Origin of the sequence: Streptomyces spinoverrucosus (assembly GCF_015712165.1) — a bacterium.
In the GTDB taxonomy this organism is placed as follows: Bacteria; Actinomycetota; Actinomycetes; order Streptomycetales; family Streptomycetaceae; genus Streptomyces; species Streptomyces spinoverrucosus_A.
In genome coordinates, this window is the sequence record NZ_JADPZX010000001.1 from 2,563,400 (window position 1) to 2,586,941 (window position 23,542).

The 23,542-nt window shown below is 70.3% G+C and carries 18 protein-coding genes; 11 read left to right on the forward strand and 7 right to left on the reverse strand.

Going from position 1 to position 23,542, the window contains the following annotated elements:
* The first annotated feature begins 19 nt into the window (after positions 1-19).
* Positions 20-2,947 (forward strand): 1,4-alpha-glucan branching enzyme, encoded by a 2,928-nt coding sequence (gene glgB / locus I2W78_RS11360; RefSeq protein WP_196459187.1) that lies wholly within the window; start codon positions 20-22, stop codon positions 2,945-2,947.
* Positions 2,948-3,175: 228 nt separating this feature from the next.
* Here the strand turns inward: glgB and I2W78_RS11365 are convergent, their stop codons facing one another.
* The 4 genes from I2W78_RS11365 to I2W78_RS11380 form a co-directional block, all read right to left on the reverse strand.
* Positions 3,176-5,407: a HelD family protein gene (locus I2W78_RS11365; RefSeq protein ID WP_196459189.1), complete on the reverse strand. Its 2,232-nt coding sequence runs from the start codon at positions 5,405-5,407 to the stop codon at positions 3,176-3,178.
* 183 nt (positions 5,408-5,590) lie between these two features.
* Positions 5,591-5,905 (reverse strand): thioredoxin family protein, encoded by a 315-nt coding sequence (locus tag I2W78_RS11370; protein WP_196459191.1) that lies wholly within the window; start codon positions 5,903-5,905, stop codon positions 5,591-5,593.
* Positions 5,902-6,282: a MerR family transcriptional regulator gene (locus tag I2W78_RS11375; RefSeq protein ID WP_196459193.1), complete on the reverse strand. Its 381-nt coding sequence runs from the start codon at positions 6,280-6,282 to the stop codon at positions 5,902-5,904. Before I2W78_RS11375 ends, I2W78_RS11370 begins: the two co-directional genes overlap by 4 nt.
* A 126-nt stretch (positions 6,283-6,408) precedes the next feature.
* Positions 6,409-7,812 carry a cation:dicarboxylate symporter family transporter gene (locus tag I2W78_RS11380; protein WP_196459195.1) on the reverse strand — a complete coding sequence of 468 codons (1,404 nt, stop codon included), beginning with the start codon at positions 7,810-7,812 and terminating at the stop codon, positions 6,409-6,411.
* 174 nt (positions 7,813-7,986) lie between these two features.
* Here I2W78_RS11380 and I2W78_RS11385 point away from each other — a divergent pair, with 174 nt between their 5' ends.
* The gene (locus I2W78_RS11385; RefSeq protein ID WP_196459197.1) at positions 7,987-9,603 is read left to right on the forward strand and encodes a sensor histidine kinase; all 1,617 of its coding nucleotides are present in this window, start codon (positions 7,987-7,989) and stop codon (positions 9,601-9,603) included.
* A gap of 5 nt (positions 9,604-9,608) precedes the next feature.
* Complete coding sequence (locus I2W78_RS11390; RefSeq protein WP_196459199.1) at positions 9,609-10,298, forward strand: response regulator; 690 nt, start codon at positions 9,609-9,611, stop codon at positions 10,296-10,298.
* Positions 10,299-10,936: 638 nt separating this feature from the next.
* On the opposite strand, the gene I2W78_RS11395 is transcribed toward I2W78_RS11390, so the two are convergent.
* Positions 10,937-11,521, reverse strand: coding sequence for a hypothetical protein (locus tag I2W78_RS11395; RefSeq protein WP_196464508.1), 585 nt, complete (start codon positions 11,519-11,521; stop codon positions 10,937-10,939).
* 73 nt (positions 11,522-11,594) lie between these two features.
* On the opposite strand from I2W78_RS11395, the gene I2W78_RS11400 reads away from it, so the two are divergent.
* The 5 genes from I2W78_RS11400 (at position 11,595) to I2W78_RS11420 (ending at position 17,668) form a co-directional block, all read left to right on the forward strand.
* Complete coding sequence (locus tag I2W78_RS11400) at positions 11,595-12,455, forward strand: 5'-methylthioadenosine/S-adenosylhomocysteine nucleosidase (protein ID WP_307783671.1); 861 nt, start codon at positions 11,595-11,597, stop codon at positions 12,453-12,455.
* Positions 12,456-12,558: 103 nt separating this feature from the next.
* Entirely contained in the window at positions 12,559-14,520 is a 1,962-nt protein-coding gene (locus tag I2W78_RS11405) for a tetratricopeptide repeat protein (RefSeq protein ID WP_230885410.1), read from the forward strand.
* A gap of 70 nt (positions 14,521-14,590) precedes the next feature.
* Entirely contained in the window at positions 14,591-15,958 is a 1,368-nt protein-coding gene (locus I2W78_RS11410) for an extracellular solute-binding protein (RefSeq protein WP_196459202.1), read from the forward strand.
* Between the two features lie 10 nt (positions 15,959-15,968).
* Complete coding sequence (locus I2W78_RS11415) at positions 15,969-16,823, forward strand: carbohydrate ABC transporter permease (protein ID WP_196459204.1); 855 nt, start codon at positions 15,969-15,971, stop codon at positions 16,821-16,823.
* A 5-nt stretch (positions 16,824-16,828) separates the two neighbouring features.
* A complete protein-coding gene (locus I2W78_RS11420) occupies positions 16,829-17,668 on the forward strand; it encodes a carbohydrate ABC transporter permease (protein WP_196459206.1) in 840 nt (279 codons plus the stop codon).
* 68 nt (positions 17,669-17,736) lie between these two features.
* Here I2W78_RS11420 and I2W78_RS11425 read toward each other — a convergent pair whose 3' ends face one another.
* A complete protein-coding gene (locus I2W78_RS11425; protein ID WP_196459208.1) occupies positions 17,737-18,186 on the reverse strand; it encodes a PPOX class F420-dependent oxidoreductase in 450 nt (149 codons plus the stop codon).
* A gap of 108 nt (positions 18,187-18,294) precedes the next feature.
* Between I2W78_RS11425 and I2W78_RS11430 the strand changes: the two genes are divergently transcribed.
* On the forward strand, positions 18,295-19,011 hold the full coding sequence (locus I2W78_RS11430; RefSeq protein ID WP_196459210.1) for an XRE family transcriptional regulator: 717 nt from the start codon (positions 18,295-18,297) through the stop codon (positions 19,009-19,011).
* A 13-nt stretch (positions 19,012-19,024) separates the two neighbouring features.
* Here the strand turns inward: I2W78_RS11430 and I2W78_RS11435 are convergent, their stop codons facing one another.
* A complete protein-coding gene (locus I2W78_RS11435; RefSeq protein WP_196459212.1) occupies positions 19,025-20,050 on the reverse strand; it encodes an ATP-dependent 6-phosphofructokinase in 1,026 nt (341 codons plus the stop codon).
* A 184-nt stretch (positions 20,051-20,234) separates the two neighbouring features.
* Here I2W78_RS11435 and pta point away from each other — a divergent pair, with 184 nt between their 5' ends.
* A complete protein-coding gene (gene pta / locus I2W78_RS11440; RefSeq protein ID WP_196459214.1) occupies positions 20,235-22,325 on the forward strand; it encodes a phosphate acetyltransferase in 2,091 nt (696 codons plus the stop codon).
* Positions 22,322-23,527: an acetate kinase gene (locus I2W78_RS11445; RefSeq protein WP_196459216.1), complete on the forward strand. Its 1,206-nt coding sequence runs from the start codon at positions 22,322-22,324 to the stop codon at positions 23,525-23,527. Before pta ends, I2W78_RS11445 begins: the two co-directional genes overlap by 4 nt.
* The last annotated feature ends 15 nt before the right edge of the window (positions 23,528-23,542 follow it).

Sequence of the window (23,542 nt, forward strand, 5' to 3'; positions counted from 1 at the left end):
CTCCCAGGAGGCTCCGCCCGTGACCCCCAGTACCACCTCCTCCAGCGGCTCCGACCCGAACACGACGGCCGAGGAGACCACGGCCCACCAGGAGAAGGCCGCCGTACCGAAACAGGCGACCGCCCCCGAGGAGACGGCCGCACCGACAACGCCGACGACGATCGCCAAGAAGGCGCCTGCGAAGAGGGCGACGGCCAAGAAGGCGAGCGCCGAGAAGGCCGTCGCGAAGAAGGCGAGCGCCGAGAAGGCCGTCGCGAAGAAGGCCGCGTCGAAGGCGGTGACGGCCAAGAAAGCGACGGCGAAGAAGGCAAGTGCTGGGAAGGCGGTCGCCAAGAAGGCAAGCGCCGAGAAGACCGTCGCCAAGAAGGCAAGCGCCGAGAAGGCCGTCGCGCAGAAGGCAAGCGCCGAGAAGACCGTCGCCAAGAAGGCAAGCGCCGAGAAGACCGTCGCCAAGAAGGCGAGCGCCGAGAAGGCCGTCGCGAAGAAGGCAAGCGCTGAGAAGGCCGTCGCGCAGAAGGCGGTGGCGAAGAAGGCCGCGTCGAAGACGGCGGCGGCCAAGGCCGTGGCGGCCAAGACGGCGACCGCGAAGAAGACCGCTGCCGCGAAGAAGACCGCTGCCGCGACGAGCGCGTCCGCCAAGAGGATCGCGCCCGCGAAGAGGACGACGGCGGCCGAGAAGTCCCCCGCCGCCGAGACCGCCACCCCGAAGAAGAGGACGGCCGGCAAGAAGGACACCCCCCAGCCCGCCGTCACCCTCGTCTCCCCCGCCCTCGACGCCGCCGACCGCGACCGGCTGCTCACCGGCACCCATCACGACCCGCATTCCGTCCTCGGCGCGCACCCGGCACCGGACGGCGGTGTGATCTTCCGCGCCTTCCGCCCCTACGCCCTCTCCGTCACCGTCGTCGCCGACGACCGCCGCGTCGAGCTTCACGACGACGGCGGCGGCTTCTTCTCCGGCCTGCTGCCGCTCACCGACGTCCCCGAGTACCGGCTCCACGTGGAGTACGAGGGCACGGTCCTCGACACCGAGGACCCGTACCGCTTCCTCCCCACCCTCGGCGACCTCGACCTGCATCTGATCGGCGAGGGCCGGCACGAGCAGCTCTGGCGGGCGCTAGGTGCCGAGCCGATGACGCACCAGGGCGTGACCGGCACCCGCTTCACCTTGTGGGCGCCGAACGCGCGCGGCGTGAGCCTGGCCGGCGGCTTCAACTACTGGGACGGCACCGGCTTCCCGATGCGTTCACTGGGCGGCACCGGCGTCTGGGAGCTCTTCGTACCCGGCATCGGCGAGGGTGAGCTGTACAAGTTCGAGATCACCCGTCCCGACGGTTCGAAGACCCTGCGCGCGGACCCGCTGGCCCGCCGCACCCAGGCCCCGCCGGACACGTCGTCCATCGTGCACGCCTCGCACTACGAGTGGGGCGACGCGGAGTGGCTGGAGCGCCGGGGGGCGACCCCTGTGCACGAGGCCCCGTTCTCCGTCTACGAGGTCCACCTCCCGTCCTGGCGACCGGGGCTGACGTATCGACAGCTCGCCGAGCAGCTCCCCGCGTACGTCAGGGACCTCGGTTTCACGCACGTCGAGCTGATGCCGGTCGCCGAGCATCCCTTCGGCGGCTCCTGGGGCTACCAGGTCACCGGCTTCTACGCGCCCACGGCCCGCCTCGGCACCCCGGACGACTTCCGGTACTTCGTCGACGCCTGCCACCGGGCCGGCATCGGTGTGCTCATGGACTGGGTGCCGGCGCACTTCCCGCGCGACGACTGGGCGCTGGCCGAGTTCGACGGCCGCCCGCTCTACGAGCACGCGGACCCGCTGCGGGCCGCGCACCCCGACTGGGGCACGCTGGAGTTCGACTTCGGCCGCAAGGAGGTCCGCAACTTCCTGGTCGCCAACGCCGTCTACTGGTGCGAGGAGTTCCACATCGACGGCCTGCGGGTGGACGCGGTCGCCTCGATGCTCTACCTCGACTACTCGCGTGAGCCGGGCCAGTGGTCCCCGAACGAGCACGGCGGCCGGGAGAACCTGGACGCGGTGGCGTTCCTGCAGGAGATGAACGCGACGGTCTACCGCCGCGCTCCCGGCGTGGTCACCATCGCGGAGGAGTCCACCGCCTGGGACGGCGTCACCCGCGCCACCCACCACAAGGGCCCGAGCGGCTTCGGCGGCCTCGGCTTCGGCCTGAAGTGGAACATGGGCTGGATGCACGACTCGCTGCAGTACATGGCGCACGAGCCGTTCCATCGCAAGTACCACCACCACGAGATGACGTTCTCGATGGTGTACGCGTACAGCGAGAACTACGTCCTGCCCATCTCCCACGACGAGGTGGTGCACGGCAAGCGCTCACTGGTGTCGAAGATGCCGGGCGACTGGTGGCAGCAGCGCGCCAACCACCGTGCCTACCTGGGCTTCATGTGGGCGCACCCGGGCAAGCAGCTCCTCTTCATGGGCCAGGAGTTCGCGCAGGGCGCGGAGTGGTCCGAGGCGCACGGGCCCGACTGGTGGCTGCTCGACCCGCAGTACGGCGCCGAGGCCGACCACCGCGGCGTCCGCGACCTGGTCCGCGACCTCAACACCGGCTACGGCCGCACCCCCGCCCTCTGGCAGCGCGACACCCACCCGGAGGGCTTCCAGTGGGTCGTCGGCGACGCGGCGGAGGACAACGTCCTGGCCTTCCTCCGCTACGACGCCGCGGGCACCCCGCTGCTGGCGATCAGCAACTTCTCCCCGGTGGTCCGCCACGACTACCGCGTGGGCGTCCCCGACGAGATCCCGGCCTGGCACGAAACCCTGAACACGGACGCCGCCCGCTACGGCGGAAGCGACGTGACCAACCCCGACCCGATCAAACCGGAAGCCATGCCCTGGCACGGCCGCCCAGCCGGCATCCGCCTGACACTGCCACCCCTGGCAACGGTGTGGCTGCAACCGTCATAGCCGGGACCCACCCCACCAACCCCCCGCCCGCCCGACCCGGACAGCCACTCCGCCCGCCCGACCCGGACAGCCACTCCGGCCGACCGAGCCGGGCGGCCCCCCCCACCCGACCGAGCCGACCAGCCCACCCCCGCCCGACCGAGCCGACTGGCTCGCCTCTTGGCCGACCGAGTCGGGTGGTGGGTGGGCATAGGGCCGGGGGTCTGGGGGCGGAGCCCCCAGGGGCGGTCAGGTCGATGCCGGGGACGTCTCCGTCAGGCCGCGCGGCAGCGCACCCGTGTGCAGGACACCCAGCCGCTGCGTCGCCCGGGTCAGGGCGACGTACAGATCGCTCGTGCCGTACACGCCCGGCTCGACAACCAGCACCGAGTCGAACTCCAGACCCTTCGCCTGACGCGGGTCCAGCAGGACGACGGTCCGCGTCAGGTCCGGCTCGGCGCCCGCCGTCACGCCCTCCAAGCGGGCGGCGAGTCGCCGGTGCAGATCGCGCGGGGCGATGACGGCCAGCCGCCCCTCGGCCGGGGTGAGTTCCCCGACCGCCTTGGCGACCGCGCCGGGCAGGTCGTCGGTGGCGCGGATCCAGGGACGTACACCTGTGGACCGTACGGAACTCGGCGGTTCGAAGTCCGGGTCCTTCGCCCGTACGACCGCCGCCGCGAGGTCCATGATCTCGGCGGGGGTGCGGTAGTTGACGCCCAGGCGCGTGTGCTCCCAGCGGTCCTCGACGTAGGGCTGAAGGATCTTCGACCAGGACCCGACCCCGGCCGCCTCCGCCGTCTGCGCCGGATCGCCGACCAGCGTCATCGACCGCGTCGGGCTGCGCCGCATCAGCAGCCGCCACGCCATCGGCGACAACTCCTGCGCCTCGTCCACGATGATGTGCCCGAACGCCCAGGTACGGTCGGCCGCCGCCCGTTCGGCGGCACTGCGGTGGTCGTCCTCCTCGTGCCGCTCGGCGAACCGCTCGGCGTCGATGATGTCGTGCGCCGACAACACCTCGCTGTCCTCGTCGTGCTTGTCCTCGAACTCGTACGTCCGGGACGCGTACGACACGTCCAGCACACCTTGCGCGTACGACACCTGCCGCTCCCGCTCACGTTCCGCGCGCGCCCGTGCCGCCCGGTCGTCCTCACCGAGCAGTTCGGCCGCCTCGTCGAGCAGCGGTACGTCCGCCACGGTCCACGCCCGCGTCACCGGGCGGCGGATCGCGGCGGCGTCTTCGTCGCTGACGTATCCCTCGGGGTCGGCGAGGAAGTCGGCGACCAGCCGTTGCGGGGTGAGGACCGGCCACAGCTGGTCGATGGCGGACCAGACCTCGGGGTTCTCGGCGAGGTCGTCGCGGATCTGCGTGATGTCGCTGGGGTCGAGGAGGTTGGAGCCGTCGTAGGGGTCGGTGCCGACCCGTTCGGCGTACAGCTCGGTGAGGGTGTTGAGGATGTGCCCCTCGAAGTGCTCGCGGGCCGGGTTGTGCGGCAGCTTGGCGGCGCGGGTCCGCTCCTGGGCGACGCCGACGAGGCCGTCGTCGAGCATCAGGATCTCGCGGTCGTGCGCGATCGCGATCACCGGGTCGGGCAGCGCCTGCCGGTCCCGTACGACGGCGGCGAGTACGTCCGCCATCTCGGCGCGGCCCTTGACCGCGGCCGCCTCCGGTGTGTCGGTCGCCGTCGCCTTCACACCGGGGAAGAGCTCGCCGACCGTCGCCAGCAGCACGCCGGTCTCGCCGAGCGAGGGCAGCACCTCGCCGATGTAGCCGAGGAACGCGGGGTTGGGGCCGACGATGAGGACGGCTCGCCTGGCGAGCAGTTCGCGGTGTTCGTACAGCAGATACGCCGCCCGGTGCAGGGCCACCGCGGTCTTGCCGGTGCCGGGGCCGCCCTCGACCACCAGGACGCCTTGGTGCGGCGCGCGGATGATCTCGTCCTGCTCGGCCTGGATGGTCTGCACGATGTCGGCCATCCGGCCGGTGCGCGCGGAGTTCAGCGCGGCGAGCAGTACGGCGTCCCCGCTGGGGTCCTCGTAACCGGTGCGGGTGGCGTCGTCGACGTCGAGGAACTCGTCGTGCAGGGCGGTGACGCGGCGGCCGTCGGTGGAGATGTGCCGACGGCGGCTGAGGCCCATCGGGGTGTGCCCGGTGGCCAGGTAGAAGGGGCGGGCGACCGCGGCCCGCCAGTCGATCAGGATCGGGGTGCGCTCGGCGTCGTCGGCGCGCAGGCCGATCCGGCCGATGTGGTGACTGGTGCCGGAGGTGAGGTCGATCCGGCCGAAGCAGAGCGAGCCGTCCACCGCGTTCAGCGCGGCCAGCAGCCCGGACCGCTCGGCGACCAGGATGTCCCGCTCCAGGCGGGCCTGCATCGGCTTGTCGCCCTGCGCGAGTGCGTCCGTGACGGAGGCCTCGGCGTCCCCGCGCAGCACGTCGACGCGCGCGTACAGGTCGTCGATGAATTCCTGCTCGCGGCGCATTTCGTCGTCTGGAATTCCGCTGTTTGACAATTCCGCTCCCGCCCGGATATACTGTGCTCACTGAACTTCTCCGCGACCCAATTCCACTAAGTCGCGAACCATTGAATATACGCAGAGAAATCCCCCGAGCGCAATTGCCTGCTCGGGGGATTTCTTTCTGTTCGGCTCAACAGTCCGTTCGGCTCACAGCGCGTCGGCGATCTCCTCCAGCAGTCGCCGCTTCGCCCTGGCCCCCACCATGGACTTCACGGGCTCACCGCCGCGAAAGACCATGAAGGTCGGCATGGACAGCACCTTGTAGGCGTTGGTGGTCTCCGGGTTGTGGTCCACGTCCAGCTGCACCACCTTCAGCCGCTCCGCCTCCTCGGCGGCCACCGCCCTGAGCACGGGCGCCATCTGCCGGCACGGCGGGCACCAGTCCGCCGTGAACTCCACCAGCACCGGCAGCTCGGACCCGATGACCTCCGTCGCGAAGTCCGCGTCCGTCACCTCGTTCACCACTGCTCCCCTCCCAGTTCGCACTTCGGATCCTCGGCGAGTGCCAGCCGCACCCCGATCTGCGCCCGCACGGCCTGCAGCTCGCCGATCAGCGCGTCCAGTTCGTCCAGCTTGCGCCGGTAGACCGCGAGCGAGGCGGGGCAGGAGTCGCCCTCCGGGTGCCCGGCCCGCAGACACTCCACGAAGGGCCGCGTCTCCTCCAGGTCGAACCCGAAGTCCTGCAACGTCCTGATCTGCCGCAGCAGCTTCAGGTCCCGCTCGTCGTAGTCCCGGTAGCCGTTCGCGTCCCGCCGCGCGGGCAGCAGCCCCCGCGCCTCGTAGTAGCGGAGCGTGCGCGTGGTGGTCCCGGCCCGTTCGGCCAGCTCGCCGATTCGCATGCGTATGAACGTAAGCCTTGACGCGGACGTCAGGGCAACAGTGGAGCAAGAGCAGAACCGGGCGACCAGGTCTACGGGGGATGACCTGGTCGCCCGGCGTTCTTGGGGACGGCCCCAGCGGAGCGCCTACGCCTTGGCCAGCTCCTTCTCGCCGCCCGCGCGCGGCTCCGGGACCTCGGCGTCGTCGTCCGCGGCCGCGCCACCGCCGTGGCCGTCGTCGAGCAGCGTCTTCTCGTCGAACGGCAGCCGGCCCGCGAGCACCTCGCCCACCCGCTCCTTGTCGATCTCCTTGGTCCAGGTGCCGATCAGCACGGTGGCGACGGCGTTGCCCGCGAAGTTGGTCAGGGCACGGGCCTCGCTCATGAAGCGGTCGATGCCCACGATGAGGCCGATGCCGTCCACCAGGGCGGGCTTGTGGGACTGCAGGCCGCCCGCGAGGGTGGCGAGGCCCGCGCCCGTGACACCGGCGGCGCCCTTGGAGGCGACCAGCAGGAACAGCAGCAGCGGGATCTGCTCGCCGATGCCCATCGGCGTACCCATGGCGTCGGCGATGAACAGGGACGCCATGGTCATGTAGATCATGGTGCCGTCGAGGTTGAAGGAGTAGCCGGTCGGGACGGTGATACCGACCACCGGCTTGCTGACGCCCAGGTGCTCCATCTTCGCGATGAGCCGCGGCAGCGCGGACTCCGAGGACGAGGTGGACAGGATCAGCAGGAACTCACGGCCGAGGTACTTGAAGAACGTGAGGATGTTCAGACCGGAGACGATCCGCAGCAGCGAGCCCAGCACGATGAAGACGAAGAGCACGCAGGTGACGTAGAAGCCAAGCATCAGCACGGCGAGGCTCTTGAGCGCGTCGAGGCCGGCGGACCCGGTGACGGCGGCGATGGCACCGAAGGCACCGATCGGGGCGGCCCACATGATCATCGCGAGGATGCGGAAGACGAGCCGCTGGATGTGCTCGATGCCGCGCAGGATCGGCTGCCCGGCGGAGCCCATGGCCTGCAGCGCGAACCCGGCGAGCAGCGCGATGAGCAGGGCCTGGAGCACCTCGCCCTCGGTGAAGGCGGAGACGATGGTGGTCGGGATGATGCCGAGCAGGAACTCGGTGGTGTCCTTGGCCTCCGCGGCCACCTGCGCCTGCCCGGTCTCGCGGACGGCGTCGGTGACGGCCAGGCCGGTGCCCGGGTCGAGGATGTTGCCGACGACCAGGCCGATGGCGAGCGCCACCAGGGACATCACCAGGAAGTAGGCGAGGGCGATACCGCCGACCGCGCCGACCTTCGCGGCCTTCCGTACGGAACCGATGCCGAGCACGATCGTGCAGAAGATGATCGGCGAGATCATCATCTTGATCAGATTCACAAAGCCGGTGCCTATGGGCTTCAGCTCCACGGCGAAACCCGGAGCGGCCAGGCCCACGGCGATGCCGAGTGCGACCGCGACGATCACCGCGATGTAGAGATAGTGGGTGCGGTCCCGCTTCGCGGCGGGTGTGGCAGGTGCCGTATCGGCTGCGCTGGTCACGGCTGCCCTCCTTGACGACGTCATCGGCATCACCGGCGTGCGGCTCACGTCCGGGGGAACTGTCCGGGGCATTGCCCGCGGATGAACGATTGCCGTGACTATCTCCCGCGCTGTGAGGGCGGTCACCCTTCCGTTCATTTAGTTCATGCTTAACGTCGGGGGCACACTGACGGCATGCGCATCCGTGTACCGAGACCTCGCAGCCTGGCCGGGCAGCTGTTCGCCGTGCAGGCCGTGCTGATCGCGGTGCTCGTCGCCGGATACGCGCTGTTCACGTACGTCAGCGACCGCAACCAGGCGGAGGACGCGGCCGGCCGCCAGGCGATGGCGGTGGCCCGCTCGATCGCCGACTCCCCCTCGGTACGGGAGGCGATCGGCACCTCCGACCCGACGGCCGCCCTCCAGCCGTACGCCCTGCGCGTCATGCGCGACACGGACGTCGACTTCGTCACGATCATGAACCCGCGGGGCATCCGCTGGACCCACCCGGACCCGAACCAGATCGGCGGGCGCTTCCTGGGCCACATCGAGCCCGCCCTGCGCGGCCAGTCCTTCACCGAGACCTACACGGGCACCCTCGGCCCGTCCGTCCGCGCGGTCACCCCCGTCCACGACGGCCCGCGCATCGTCGGCCTGGTCAGCGCCGGCATCCGGGTCGAGGCGATCAGCGAGCGGGTACGGGGCCAGCTCACCGCCCTGATCGGCACCGCCGGCGGCGCCCTCGCGCTGGGCGCGGTCGGCACGTACGTCATCAACGCCCGGCTGCGCCGCCACACCCACGGCATGAACGCGGCCGAGCTCAGCCGTATGCACGACTACCACCAGGCGGCGTTGCACGCGGTGCGTGAGGGTCTGCTGATGCTGGACGGGCAGTACCGGGTGGCGCTGATCAACGACGGCGGGCGGGAGCTGCTCGGGGTGATCGGCGACGTCGTGGGCCGCTCGGTGGCCGACCTGGGCCTGCCGGCCCCGCTGACGGGCGCGCTGCTGTCCTCGGAGCAGAGGGTGGACGAGGTGCATCTGACGGCGGACCGGGTGCTGGTGGTGAACACGTCACCGGTGTCGGGCGGGGAGCGTCGGGGCACGGTGGTCACCCTGCGGGACGTCACCGAACTCCAGTCCCTGATGGGCGAGTTGGACTCGGAGCGCGGCTTCACCCAGGCCCTGCGCTCGCAGGCGCACGAGGCGGCGAACCGGCTTCATACGGTCGTGTCGCTCATCGAACTGGGCCGCGCGGAAGAGGCGGTCGAGTTCGCGACCGCCGAGCTGGAGCTGGCGCAGGCCCTGACCGACCAGGTGGTGGCGGCGGTCAGCGAACCGGTACTGGCGGCCCTGCTGCTCGGCAAGACGGCCCAGGCCAACGAGCGGGGCGTGGAGCTGGTGGTGTCGGAGGACAGCGGCCTGGACGACGGGCTGCTGCCGCCGTCGCTGCCCGCGCGGGACCTGGTGACCATCCTGGGCAACCTGATCGACAACGCCGTGGACGCGGCGCAGGGGAGCGTGCGGGCGCGGGTGACGGTGACGGCGTACACGGCGGGCGGGGAGCTGGTCCTGCGGGTGGCGGACACCGGGGAGGGCGTGGACCCCGGGCACGCGGAGCTGGTCTTCCAGCGGGGCTTCACGACGAAGCCGGCGGGGCCCGGGGGGCGGGGGCTGGGGCTTGCCCTGGTCCGGCAGGCGGTGCACCGGCACGGGGGGACGCTGTCGGTGGCGGGCGCTCATGGGGGTGGGGCGGAGTTCGAGGTGCGGTTGCCGTTGCGGGAGAAGGCGGCTGCGGGAGGCCGGGAGTGAGCGGGATGAGCGTCGAGGAGCCGATCCGCGTCCTGGTGGTCGAGGACGATCCGGTCGCCGCGGACGCGCATGTGATGTACGTCGGCCGGGTGCCCGGCTTCGTCGCGGTCGGCAAGGCGCACACGGGCGCGGAGGCGCGACGGGCGCTGGAACGGACGCCGGTGGATCTGTTGCTGCTCGACCTGCACCTGCCGGATGTCCACGGGCTGCAGCTGGCGCGGACGCTGCGGGCGGCGGGGTATCACGCGGACGTGATAGCGGTGACGTCGGCGCGGGATCTGGCGGTGGTGCGGGAGGGGGTGTCGCTGGGGGTCGTGCAGTACGTACTGAAGCCGTTCACTTTCGCGACGCTCCGGGATCGTCTGGTGCGGTATGCCGAGTTTCGGGGAGCGGCCGGGGAGGCGAGCGGTCAGGACGAGGTGGACCGGGCGCTGGCGACGCTGCGGGCGCCGGGGCCGGCCGCGTTGCCGAAGGGGTTGAGTGGGCCGACGTTGGAACGGGTGACGGGGGCGCTGCGGAAGGCGGAGGAGGGGCTCACCGCGGCGGGGGTTGCGGAGGCCGTGGGGATTTCGCGGATCACGGCTCGGCGGTATCTGGAACATCTGGTGGATGCGGGGCGGGCCGGGCGGAGTCCGTTGTACGGGCAGGTGGGAAGGCCGGAGTTGGTGTATCGGTGGGTTCGGGGGACCCGCTGAGGGCGGCGGCCATGGCGCGGGCTTGGGTGGCTTCGGTGGGGGCGTTTGCTCGGGTGTAGGCGTCGGCGGCTTGGAGGTAGTGAGCGCCGGCTTCGGTGGGACGGTGGGCGTCCTCGTGGGCGACGGCCAGATTGTGGAGGGCCGTACCTGCCCGGTACCAGTCCTCGAACTCCCGGTAGGTCGGACGTCTCTTCGTCCCGCCCGGTGAACCCACCGGGCCTCGGCGACAGCGAGGCCATGGCCTCCGGTGCGGCGGCGGCACCGCCCTGCTGGATCACGACCTGTACGCCGACCACCTCACGCAGGAACACCCCACCCCGGAAGTCGGTGTGATCCCCGCCGTACCAGCCCGCCCCACTCCCGGGCGCATACCGCTCCATGGCCTCCGCCACGTCCCCCGCGAGGCGCGCATCAGCGGCGAGCAACTCCGCCACCCGGTCACCCCAGGCGCGCAGCGCCTCACGCCGGGCGGGATCCTCCGCCCGTTCGGCGAGCGCCTCCACGGAGGCGTCGGCGTCCTGTGCCACCGCCCGAGCCAGATCCTGAACCGCCCGGCGCCCGGCTTCCCCACCCGCGCCCTCGGGTCAGGGCGGCCAGCAACGCCGCTTTCATGTGCGTGATCCGTCCCCCGGTGTCCCTCAGCTGCGTGCGTCAACGTTACGACGGCAGCGTCGAGTTGGAGCCGGTCTCGCGTACACCAGGACCTGCACCCCGAGCCCCGCCACCGCGAGCGCCTCCACCACCGACAACCCGACGAGCAACCCGCCCCCGTCCCCGCTCGCCCAGAACACCACCAGCGCCGCCAGCGGAACCGCGCAGAACGCCGTCAGGTCGATCAGGGCCTGGATCGCCTTGCGGGACCGGCGACGGGTGTCGCTCCGGTGGTAGGCCTCCCAGCCGAAGGTGGCGAAAGCGCTGCCGGACGCCGCGAGTCGGGCGAGCCTCGGCCCCAGCTCGTCGCGCACGTAGTGCCCGATGGCCGAGATCTTCTCGTCGTTGACCAGATAGGTCCACCCCAGCACCACGCACACCGGCGGCAGCGCGAGCAGCATCGCGGGCTGCTTGGCCTGGGCCGCGGCGGCGATGACGGCGGCGACGACCGCGAGGGTGACGTACAGCAGGTTGTCGCGGAACCCGATGCGCGCCTTCTGCTCGTCCTTCACGCTCTGGTACTCGGCGAGCAGCAACTGCCCCAGGGTGACGTCCCGTTCCCCCTCGGCCACCACCGACCACCCACCCCTTCCCCCGATGTCCAACGCGCTGCCCGGGCCGGACACTTGGCAGTACCTTAAGGGCGTGCCGCAGACCCGTCCCACCGTCGTCGTCCTGACCGCGCTCGCGCTGGAGTACGCCGCCGTGCGCTCCCATGCCGAGGACCGGGAGGAACTCGTCCACCGCGACGGAACCCGAGTCGAACGCGGCCGGCTGCCCGGCACCGACTGGTATGTCGCCCTCGCCGAACTGGGCGAGGGAAACAGGACCGCCGCCGCCCTCGCCACGCAGATCATCGACTGGCTGGAGCCGGAAGCGATGCTGTTCGTGGGGGTCGCGGGGAGCCTGAAGGACGACATCGGGCTCGGGGACGTCGTGGTCGGCACGAAGGTGTACGGCATCCACGGCGGCAAGCAGACGCCGAACGGCTTCCTGGTCCGCCCCGAGGCCTGGCCGGTCTCGAACGCCCTGGTGAGCGCGGCCCGTTCCGCGGTGCGGGACATGTCCGACGTACGTGCGCACCTCAAGCCGATCGCCTCGGGGGACGTCGTCCTGGCCGACGCCGAGTCGGAGATCGCCCGGCATCTGCGCGAGCACTACAACGACGCGGCGGCGATCGAGATGGAGGGCGCCGGCGCGCTCCAGGCGGCGCATCTGAACGGCCAGTTGCACGCCCTCGTCATCCGGGGCATCAGCGACAGCGCCAACGCGGCCAAGCACGAGGCCGACGCGGCGGGATCCCAGGAGCGGGCGGCGGCGCAGGCGGCGTCGGTGGCGGTGGCGGTACTGCGGAAGCACCAACCACGCGGCGGCTCCTCCGACTCCCAGGAGGGTCCCCATCGGGCCGGGGACGGCGGAGCGACGTACGGGGGCGATCACATCGACTTCCGGAACGGGACCTTCTACGGACCTGTCGTCGGCAAGCCGACCGGACGGCAGCAGTAGGGGTACGTTCCACGGCCCCGTTCCACGCGCGACGGCCACGCTGCCGCCGCGCCCGCTCGGCTTCACCGGCCGTTCGGCGGAACTGGACCGCCTGCTCACCCAGTTGTCCCCCGCACCGGACGCCGACACGGCGCTGCCCGTCCTGATCTTCGCGGTCACCGGCATGGGCGGTATCGGCAAGACCGCGTTGGCGGTCGAGGCGGCGCATCGGGCCCGTGGGCAGGGGTGGTTTCCCGGCGGGACGCTCTTCGTCGACCTGCGCGGCTACGACGACAACCCGGTGACGGCCGACCAGGCGGTCGTGGCGCTGCTCGACGCGCTCGGCGTGCAGGGCCGGGATCTGCCGACGACCACCGCGCGCCAGTACGACGCGTACCGGGCGCTGCTGGCCGAGCGGCGGGACCGGATGCTGCTGGTCCTGGACAACGCCTCGGATCCCGCGCAGTACCTCGACCTGCTGCCCGGCACCGACCATCACCGGGTACTGATCACTTCCCGGGACCGTCCGCACTCCCTGTCCGTGCGCCTCATCGACCTCGAAATTCTTTCCCCGTCCGACTCCTTCGCGCTTCTGACGCGAGCGCTGCGCGACGCCGACGAGCGCGACGAGCGTCCGGCACGCGAGTCCGACGCGCTGCGCGCCCTCGCTGGGCTGTGCGGGCATTTGCCGCTCGCCCTGCAGATCGCGGCCGCGATGCTGCGCAGACGCCGCAACCGCCGGATCAGCACCCTGGTGGCCGAGATCAAGAGGGTCGGAAACGCGCTGGCCGTCCTCGACAACGGCAGCCGGGGCACGGACCAGTACGGCCGTTCCCTCGCCCTGCGGCCGGTTCTGGAGACGTCGTACCGCCGGCTGCCGACCGACCGGATGCGGCGACTGCTACGCCTGCTGGCCCTCGCCCCCGGCACCGACACGAGCACGGAGGCCGTGGCCGCCCTTACCGACCTCGACGTCGATGCCGCCTTGGAGGCCTTGGAGGACCTGGCTGCCGCCGGTCTCGTGACATCCGTGCCGGCGGATGGTGATGTGCGGTGGCGGTTGCATGACCTGGTGCGGGCGTTCGGGGTGGGTGTGGTGTCGGAGGATGGGGAGTCGCGGGAGGAGGGGGAGGCGGCGCGGGAGCGGTTGCTGGGGTTCTACCACCGATGGGCCAAGGCAGCCGACCTGCGATTTCAGTGGCTGCCGGGGATGGCGGAACCGGAGCGGTTCACGGACCGGGTGCAGGCGTTCGCCTGGTTGGACGCCGAACGTGTCGGGCTGGTCGCGGCCGTGCAATGGGCGCGCGAGGAGCGGTACGCGGCGATGGCGGTTCGGCTGGGCGGACGCCTGATTCGATACCTGGACTGGTGGCGGTACCTCGACGACGGGACAACCGTTGCCCGTACCGCCCTCGAGACGGTTCAGCGGTTGGGAGATCGGCCCGGTGAGGCCGTGGCATGGAACCGTCTGGGCATGGTTCTGCGGACTGCCGACCGGACGGAGGCGGCGATCGACGCCTGTGTCCGCGCCCGCGACCTGTACCAGGACCTCGGCGACCGGGCCGGCGAGGCCTGTTCCTGGGACGACCTCGCCAACGCCCTGGCGGAGAGCGGCCGCGTGGACGAGGCGTTCGTTGCCCACAACCGTAGCCGCGAACTGTATGAGGCACTCCAGGATCGCCGCGGCGAGGGCAACGCCTGGAACCACCTCGGCATCACCTTGCAAGAGGTGGGCGAGACGGAGCAGGCGATCGAAGCTCACACCCGAGCCCGCGACCTGTACAAGGCGGTCGGAGATCTCAACCGGGAGGCCCTGGCGTGGACCGGCCTCGGAACGGCCTTGGGCAAGGCAGACCGCATCACCGAGGCGATCGAGGCCCTCACCCGCGCCCTGGACATTCACCGGGGCTTCGAGGACTGGCTCAGGGTGGGCAGCGTCCTGCACAACCTGGCTGTCGCCCACGAACTGAGCCACCAACCCACGGAAGCCCGCGCCTACTACCTCCAGGCCGCCGAGGCCTTCACCCGGGCCAGTGCCCCGGATGAAGCCGCCCAAGAGCAATCCTCGGCAGACGCATTGACCTGACTAGACCACTCCTCTTACGTTCACCGGGCAGCCGTCCCGGCGCCACAAAGAAGTGAGCCCGTAGGAGGTTATGCCCGTGCGCCCCACCGCCGTCCTACTCCTTGCGTCCGCCCTCGCCGCCACCACCCTCACCGCCTGCGGCACCGGTTCCGGCAGCGACCCGGACACCGTGAAGGTCTCCTTCAAACAGTCCACGGACAACTCCGTGAAGGTGATGGACACCTACCTCGCGGACATCAAGAAGCAGTTCGAGAAGGCCAACCCCGGCAAAAAGGTCGAGCTCGTCCCGATCAAGGCCCCGGACTCGGAGTACTACACCAAGCTCCAGCAGATGCTCCGCTCCCCCAAAACCGCCCCCGACCTGGTCTACGAGGACACCTTCCTCATCAACTCCGACATCACCAGCGGCTACCTCAAGCCCCTCGACGACTACCTCGCCGACTGGCCGGACTGGAACCAGTTCATCGACACGGCGAAGACCGCGGCCAAGGCTGAGGACGGGAAGACGTACGGCGTCCCGGACGGCACGGACACCCGCGGCCTCTGGTTCGACAAGGCCGTCTTCCAGAAGGCCGGCCTGCCCACCGACTGGCAGCCGAAGACCTGGGACGACGTCCTCGAAGCCGCCCGCACGATCAAGCAGAAGGTCCCCGGCGTCACCCCCCTCAACGTCTACACCGGCAAACCCGCCGGCGAGGCGGCCACGATGCAGGGCTTCGAGATGCTGCTCTACGGCACGAACGACGGCACCAGCGACCCCCTCTACGACGAGCAGTCGAAGAAGTGGATAGCGGGCAGCCAGGGCTTCAAGGACGCCCTCACCTTCGTCGAAACCGTCTTCAAGGAGAAGCTCGGCCCGGACGTCGCCGACGCCCTCGACCCCAACTTCGGCACCCGTGTCCGCGGCGAACTCCTCCCCGCGGGCAAACTCGGCATCAACCTCGACGGCTCCTGGCTCCCGCAGGACTGGCTCCCCGGCAGCGGCCACGAATGGCCCGAGTGGTCGCAGAAGCTCGGCCTCGCCGCCATGCCCACCCAGAACGGCCAGTCCCCCGGCAAGGTGAGCATGTCCGGTGGCTGGACCTGGGCGATCCCGGCCAAGGCGGCCAACCCCGACCTCGCCTTCGAGTTCATCAAGGCCATGCAGACGAAGGCGAACGCCCAGAAGTGGTACATCGCCAACTCCGGCATCGCGGTCCGCAAGGACGTCGCCGACGACCCCGCGTACGCCGGCGCCCAGCCCGGCATCAAGTTCTTCACCGACCTCGTCGCCACGACCCACTACCGCCCCGCCTATCCGGCGTACCCGAAGGTCTCCACCGCGATCCAGGAGGCGATGGAGGGCGTGACGACGGGAGACATGTCGGTCGAGGAGGCGGCGAAGGGGTACGACGAGGAACTGAAGTCGGCGACGGACAACCAGGTGATCGAGAAGTGAGCCCCCGCTCATGAGGACTGCCGCCCGCGCCCTCCCCCTCGCCCCCGCCGTAGTCCTCCTGCTCCTCTTCCTCGCCGGCCCGATCGCCTACTGCGCCTACATCGCCTTCACCGACCTCCAACTCACCGGCCAGGCCGAGGAGTCGTTCATCGGCTTCGAGAACTTCAGTACGGCGTTCGGGGACGAGGCGTTCCGCAACGCCGTGTGGCTGACCCTCGTCTTCACGGTCGTCTCGGCACTGATCGGCCAGAACACGCTGGGCCTGGCCCTGGCGGCCCTGATGCAACGCGCGTCAAAGCCCGTCCGCACCCTCACCGGCGGCATCGTCATCACGGCGTGGGTGCTGCCGGAGGTCGTGGCCGGCTTCCTCCTCTACGCCTTCTTCCGCCGCGAGGGCACCCTGAACGCCATCCTGGACTGGCTCCATCTCCCCACCCAGAACTGGCTGTTCACGCTGCCGATCCTGGCGGTGTCGTTCGCGAACGTCTGGCGGGGGACGGCGTTCTCGATGCTGGTCTACTCGGCGGCGCTCAACGAGGTCCCCCGGGAGATCACGGAGGCGGCGGAGGTCGACGGCGCCGGCGGCTGGCGCCGTATGTGGCACATCACCCTCCCGATGATCCGCCGCTCCATCGGCACGAACCTCATGCTCATCACCCTCCAGACCCTGTCCGTCTTCGGCCTGATCTGGGTGATGACGAGGGGCGGGCCGGGCGGCAAGAGCCAGACGCTGCCGCTCTTCATGTACGAGGAGGCCTTCCAGAAGAGCATGATCGGCTACGGCACGGCGGTGGCCCTTCTGCTCCTGGTGGTCGGCTCGCTGTTCTCGGTGATCTACCTGCGCCTGCTGCGGACGGAGGTCTGACGCCCATGCCACGGACTCCGTCTTCCCGCAGGACGACTCACCGCCTGGCCGCCGACGCCGGTCTGCTGCTGTTGGCCGCCACGTTCTCCCTGCCTCTCTTGTGGGTGATCCTCTCCTCCCTCGACCCGAACGCGAACCTTCAGGTGAAGCTCCCGGACGGCGTGACGCCGGCCAACTTCGACGCGGTCCTGACGCCGGAGATCACCTTCACGCCCCTGCTGAACAGCCTGCTCCTGTGCGGGGGCGGGACCGCGCTGACGGTGACGTGCGCGGCGCTGGCCGCGTACCCGCTCTCCCGGTTCCGGTCCCGCCTCAACCGCCCGTTCCTCCTGACGATCCTCTTCGCCACGAGCCTGCCGATCACGGCGATCATGGTGCCGGTGTACGCCTTGTTCGTGCAGGTGAACCTGATCGACACCATGCAGGGCACGATCTTCTTCTTCGCGGCCTCCCAATTGCCCTTCGCCATTTGGCTGATGAAGAACTTCATGGACGGAGTGCCGAAGGAGCTGGAGGAGGCGGCGTGGACGGACGGGGCGTCGTCGCTCCAGTCGTTGGCGCGGATCGTGCTGCCGCTGATGGGGCCGGGGGTGGCGGTGGTGACGGTGTTCTCGTTCGTGATGATGTGGGGGAACTTCTTCGTGCCGTTCATGCTGCTGCTCACGCCGGATCAGATGCCGGCGGCGGTGAGCATCAACGAGTTCTTCGGGAATCGGGGGACGGTGGTGTACGGGCAGTTGGCGGCATTCTCGATCATTTACTCGACGCCGGTGATCTTGCTGTATGTGCTGGTGGCACGGCGGCTGGGAGGGGGGTTTGCGTTGGGCGGGGCCGTCAAGGGCTGACATGCGAGCCCGGACAGGGCCGCCGCCCCCTCGTACACGAGGGCAAATCGAATGCCGCCGGCGAGCAGTCACCCCTCCGGCAGCACCCCGGCCCGAAACGGCTCCACCCCCACAACCCTCCGCACCCGCACCGGCTCGATCAACAACATCACCCGCCGCTCCCCGGGCAGGAGCCACGGATACCGCTCCTGACCGATGTACTTCCGCGTCAGCCGATCCATCGACCGCTCCGCCTCATCCCCCTCCACGAACCGCACCACCCGCCCCCGGATCTCCACCCGGTCGTAGGGGTTCTCGGCGTCGTGATGGGACAGCGACACCCACGGATTGCGCCGCAGGTTCTCCTCCTTCACCCGCCCGATCGCCGTGTTGACCATGACGTACTCACCGTCGAGGTCCACCCACATCGGCGACACCTGCGGCGCACCGTCGGGACCGACGGTCGCGAGGTGCCAGAAGTTCGGCGCCAGCAGCCGCTCCCGCACATGCCCCTCGACCTTGCCCGTCACTTCGTACACGCGGCACCCTCCTCGTCAACCGACCCACACAACTGGAACCGTATGATCCTACAATCCGTGATCCTGGCCGAACAGCCCGTAGTCACAGCGCCCCCACCGCCCTAGTTTGTGCCCGTGCACCAGCCCCCAGCCCACCCGAGCCAGCCCACTCCCCCGTTCAACGCCCCCGCCGCCCGCCGCCTCCGCGCCGCCCTCGGTATGGGCCCCGAGCACGTCGCCTACGGCATGCGCGCCTCGTACGGACTGCCGTACGTCACCCCGGACCTCGTCATCGCCTGGGAACGCGGGGTCACCCACCCCAGCAGCCCCGAACTCACCGCCCTCGCGGGCGTCCTGTGGTGCTCCCCCGGTGAACTCATCGGACGTCCCCGCACCCTGCGCGAGCACCGTATCTCCCGCGGCCTCGCCCCCGAGGACGTCGCCCGCGGCGTCGGCCTCGAACTCCCCGCCTACCTGCGCATGGAGGAGAGCGACACCTGGCGCGGCAACGAGCGGCAGTCCACCGCACTCGCCGACGCTCTCGACCTCGACCTGCCCGACTTCGTCACCGTCACTGGGCGCGAGGCCAAGCTCGCCGACCTGCTGCGCAGCGCGGTGACCACCCGCTGGCAGGCCTACGTCCGCCCAGTGGGCAAAACGGTGCCCCTGGACCGTGGTGTCCTGGAGGTCGCACTCCAGGAACTGCACCGCGAGTACCAGGGGCAGATGGTCGCCACCCTCAGCTGGGGCGGCGGCAGCCGGGAAACCGGCGACAACGGCCGCGACTTCCTGGACCGGATCGTCGACCACTTCTGGACGACCGTGGAGAACAGCAAGTCACGGTAGTGCCGGGAACGCCCTAGAACACCGACTCCGCCTCGTCCATCCGGTCCTTCGGCACCGTCTTCAACTCGGTGACCGCCTCCGCCAGCGGCACCATCACGATGTCCGTCCCCCGCAGCGCGGTCATCCGCCCGAACTCCTCGCGGTGCGCCGCCTCCACCGCATGCCAGCCGAAGCGGGTGGCGAGCACGCGGTCGTACGCCGTCGGCGTGCCGCCGCGCTGGACGTGGCCGAGGATGACCGGCTTGGCCTCCTTGCCGAGGCGGCGCTCCAGTTCGTACGCCAGTGCCGTACCGATGCCCTGGAAGCGCTCGTGGCCGTACTGGTCGATCTCGCCCTTGCCGTAGTCCATGGTGCCCTCGGCGGGGTGGGCGCCCTCGGCGACGCAGATGACGGCGAACTTCTTGCCGCGCGCGAACCGCTCCTCGACCATCTTCACCAGGTCGGCGGGGTCGAAGGGGCGCTCGGGCAGGCAGATGCCGTGCGCGCCCGCCGCCATGCCGGACTCCAGCGCGATCCAGCCCGCGTGGCGGCCCATGACCTCCACCACCATCACGCGCTGGTGGGACTCGGCCGTCGTCTTCAGGCGGTCCATCGCCTCGGTGGCGACACCCACGGCGGTGTCGAAGCCGAACGTCCGGTCCGTCGACGAGATGTCGTTGTCGATGGTCTTCGGCACGCCGACCACCGGCAGGCCCGCGTCCGACAGCATGCGGGCCGCCGTCAGCGTGCCCTCGCCGCCGATCGGGATCAGCGCGTCGATGCCGAAGTCACGGATCATGTCGGAGGCGTTCTCGCAGGCCTCGCGCAGCCGGTCGCGCTCCAGCCGGGAGGAGCCGAGGATGGTGCCGCCGCGAGCCAGGATGCCGCTGACCTCGTTCAGACCGAGGGTGCGGTAGCGGCCGTCCAGCAGACCCGCGTAACCGTCCTCGAAGCCGATCACCTCGTCGCCGTACTGCGCGACCGCTCGGTGCACGACCGACCGGATCACGGCGTTCAGGCCGGGGCAGTCGCCGCCTGCGGTGAGAACTCCGATACGCATCGTGCTGTGTCTCCTGCTCGCTGTTGATACCGGTGAGCCACTCCCGATTGTTTCACGTCCCTCAGGCGCTCAGCACGATGACACCTTGACGGGCGCCTTATCTGTGTCGGGAGGTATTGTCAAGAGGGTTCCGCTCACCCCGGTGGGCGATTTTTACGACCTCCAGACGAAACGGAGAGCACGCGTGACGCGCAGCGTGTACGTGACCGGCATCGACCGCGGGGACGGCCGCCAGGTCGTCGAACTGGGGGTCATGGAGCTCCTGACCCGGCAGGTCGACCGGGTGGGCGTCTTCCGTCCCCTCGTCCACGACGGCCCCGACCGCCTCTTCGAGCTGCTGCGCGCCCGCTACCGCCTGTCGCAGGACCCGGCCACGGTCTACGGCATGGACTACCAGGAGGCCTCCACGCTGCAGGCCGAACGAGGGACGGACGAGCTGGTGTCCACGCTCGTCGACCGGTTCCACCGGGTCGCGCGGGACTACGACGTCGTCCTCGTCCTCGGCACGGACTACGCCGACACCCAGTTCCCGGACGAGCTGGCCCTCAACGCCCGGCTGGCCAACGAGTTCGCCGCGTCCGTGATCCCGGTGGTGGGTGGGCGGAAGCAGACCGCCGAGTCCGTGCTCGCCGAGACCCGCAACGCCTACCGGGCGTACGACGGGCTCGGCTGCGACGTCCTCGCCATGGTCACCAACCGGGTCGCCCGCGACCAGCGCGACGAGATCGCCGACCGGCTCGCCACCCGGCTGCCCGTGCCCTGTTACGTGCTGCCCGACGAGCCCGCCCTGTCCGCCCCGACGGTCGCCCAGATCGCCCACACCCTCGGCGCCAAGGTGCTCCTCGGCGACGACTCGGGGCTGGCGCGGGACGCGCTCGGGTTCGTCTTCGGCGGGGCCATGCTGCCGAACTTCCTGGGCGCCCTGACCCCGGGCTGCCTGGTCGTCACCCCGGGCGACCGCGCCGACCTGGTCGTCGGCTCGCTCGCCGCGCACAGTGCGGGCACCCCGCCCATAGCCGGCGTGGTGCTCACCCTGAACGAGGTGCCGAGCGACGACATCCTCACCCTCGCCGCCCGCCTCGCCCCGGGCACCCCGGTACTCTCGGTACCCGGCAACAGCTTCCCCACCGCCGAACAGCTGTTCTCCCTGGAGGGCAAGCTCAACGCGGCCACCCCGCGCAAGGCGGAGACCGCGCTCGGCCTGTTCGAGCGGTACGTCGAGACCGGCGGCCTGCTCAAGCGGGTGAGCGCGCCGAGCAGCGACCGTGTGACGCCGATGATGTTCGAGCACAAGCTGCTGGAGCAGGCCCGCTCCGACCGGCGCCGGGTCGTGCTGCCCGAGGGCACCGAGGAGCGGGTGCTGCACGCCACCGAGGTGCTGCTGCGCCGGGGCGTGTGCGATCTGACCCTGCTCGGCCCCGTCGACCAGATCCGCAAGAAGGCCGCCGACCTCGGTATCGACCTCGGCGACTGTCAGCTGATCGACCCGGCCACCAGCGAGCTGCGCGACGCCTTCGCCGAGAAGTACGCCACCCTGCGCGCCCACAAGGGCGTCACCGTCGAGCTGGCGTACGACGTCGTCTCCGACGTCAACTACTTCGGCACCCTGATGGTCCAGGAGGGCCTCGCGGACGGCATGGTGTCGGGATCCGTGCACTCCACGGCCGCCACGATCCGCCCGGCCTTCGAGATCATCAAGACCAAGCCCGACGCGTCCATCGTGTCGTCCGTCTTCTTCATGTGCCTCGCCGACAAGGTGCTCGTCTACGGCGACTGCGCGGTCAACCCCGACCCGAACGCCGAGCAGCTCGCCGACATCGCCATCCAGTCGGCGTCCACCGCCGCCCAGTTCGGTGTGGAGCCGCGGATCGCGATGCTGTCGTACTCCACGGGTACGTCGGGTTCCGGCGCCGACGTCGACAAGGTACGCGAGGCGACCGAGCTGGTGCGTACGCGCCGGCCGGATCTGAAGATCGAGGGGCCGATCCAGTACGACGCCGCCGTCGAGCCGAGCGTCGCCGCGACCAAGCTGCCCGGCTCCGAGGTCGCCGGGCAGGCCAGCGTGCTGATCTTCCCCGACCTCAACACCGGCAACAACACCTACAAGGCCGTGCAGCGCTCGGCCGGCGCGATCGCCGTCGGCCCGGTCCTCCAGGGCCTGCGCAAGCCCGTCAACGACCTGTCCCGCGGCGCGCTCGTCCAGGACATCGTCAACACCGTCGCCATCACGGCGATCCAGGCCCAGTCCCCCAGCGAGAAGGCATACCGGCTGTGAGCTCCTCCCGCGTCCTCGTCCTCAACTCCGGCTCCTCGTCGGTGAAGTACCAGCTGCTCGACATGCGCGACAGCAGCCGGCTCGCGGTGGGCCTCGTCGAACGGATCGGCGAGGAGTCCTCCCGGCTCAAGCACACCCTCCTGACCAGTGGGGAGACCCGCGGCTTCGAGGCCGCGATCCCCGACCACGACGCCGCGCTGAAGGCGGTGGCGGCGGAGCTGGCCAAGGACGGCCTCGGCCTCGACTCCCCCGAGCTGGTCGCGATCGGCCACCGGGTGGTGCACGGCGGCAAGCACTTCACCGAGCCGACCGTCATCGACGACGCCGTCCTCGCCGAGATCGAGCGGCTGATCCCGGTCGCCCCGCTGCACAACCCGGCCAACCTCACCGGCATCCGCACCGCCCGCGCCCTGCGCCCGGACCTGCCGCAGGTCGCCGTCTTCGACACCGCGTTCCACACGACGATGCCGGAGTCGGCCGCGCGCTACGCGATCGACGTGAAGACCGCCGACGAGCACCGCATCCGGCGGTACGGCTTCCACGGCACCTCGCACGCCTACGTCTCCCGGGCCACGGCCGAGCTGCTGGGCAAGGCGCCCGAGGAGGTGAACGTCATCGTGCTGCACCTCGGCAACGGGGCGTCCGCCACCGCCGTACGCGGTGGGAAGTGCGTGGACACCTCCATGGGGCTGACGCCTTTGGAGGGGCTGGTGATGGGTACGCGTTCCGGTGACATGGACCCGGCCGTCATCTTCCATTTGATGCGTGTTGGCGGAATGTCCGCCGACGAGATCGACACTCTTCTCAACAAGAAGAGCGGTCTGATCGGTCTGTGCGGTGACAACGACATGCGGGAGATCCGCCGCCGGATCGACGAGGGTGACGAAGAGGCGCAACTCGCCTTCGACATCTACATTCACCGCCTGAAGAAGTACATCGGGGCCTATTACGCGGTGCTCGGCAGGGTGGACGCGATCGCGTTCACCGCCGGGGTCGGCGAGAACGCGGCGCCCGTGCGGGAGGCCGCCGTGGCGGGCCTGGAGGAGCTGGGCCTCGCGGTCGACGGCGAGCTGAACGCCGTACGCGGCGACGCCCCGCGCCTGATCTCACCCGAGTCCGCGCGCGTGGCGGTGGCCGTGGTGCCGACCGACGAGGAGCTGGAGATTGCGACACAGACGTACGCGTTGGTAAAGGCGTCCTAGGGCCGTCATAGGACC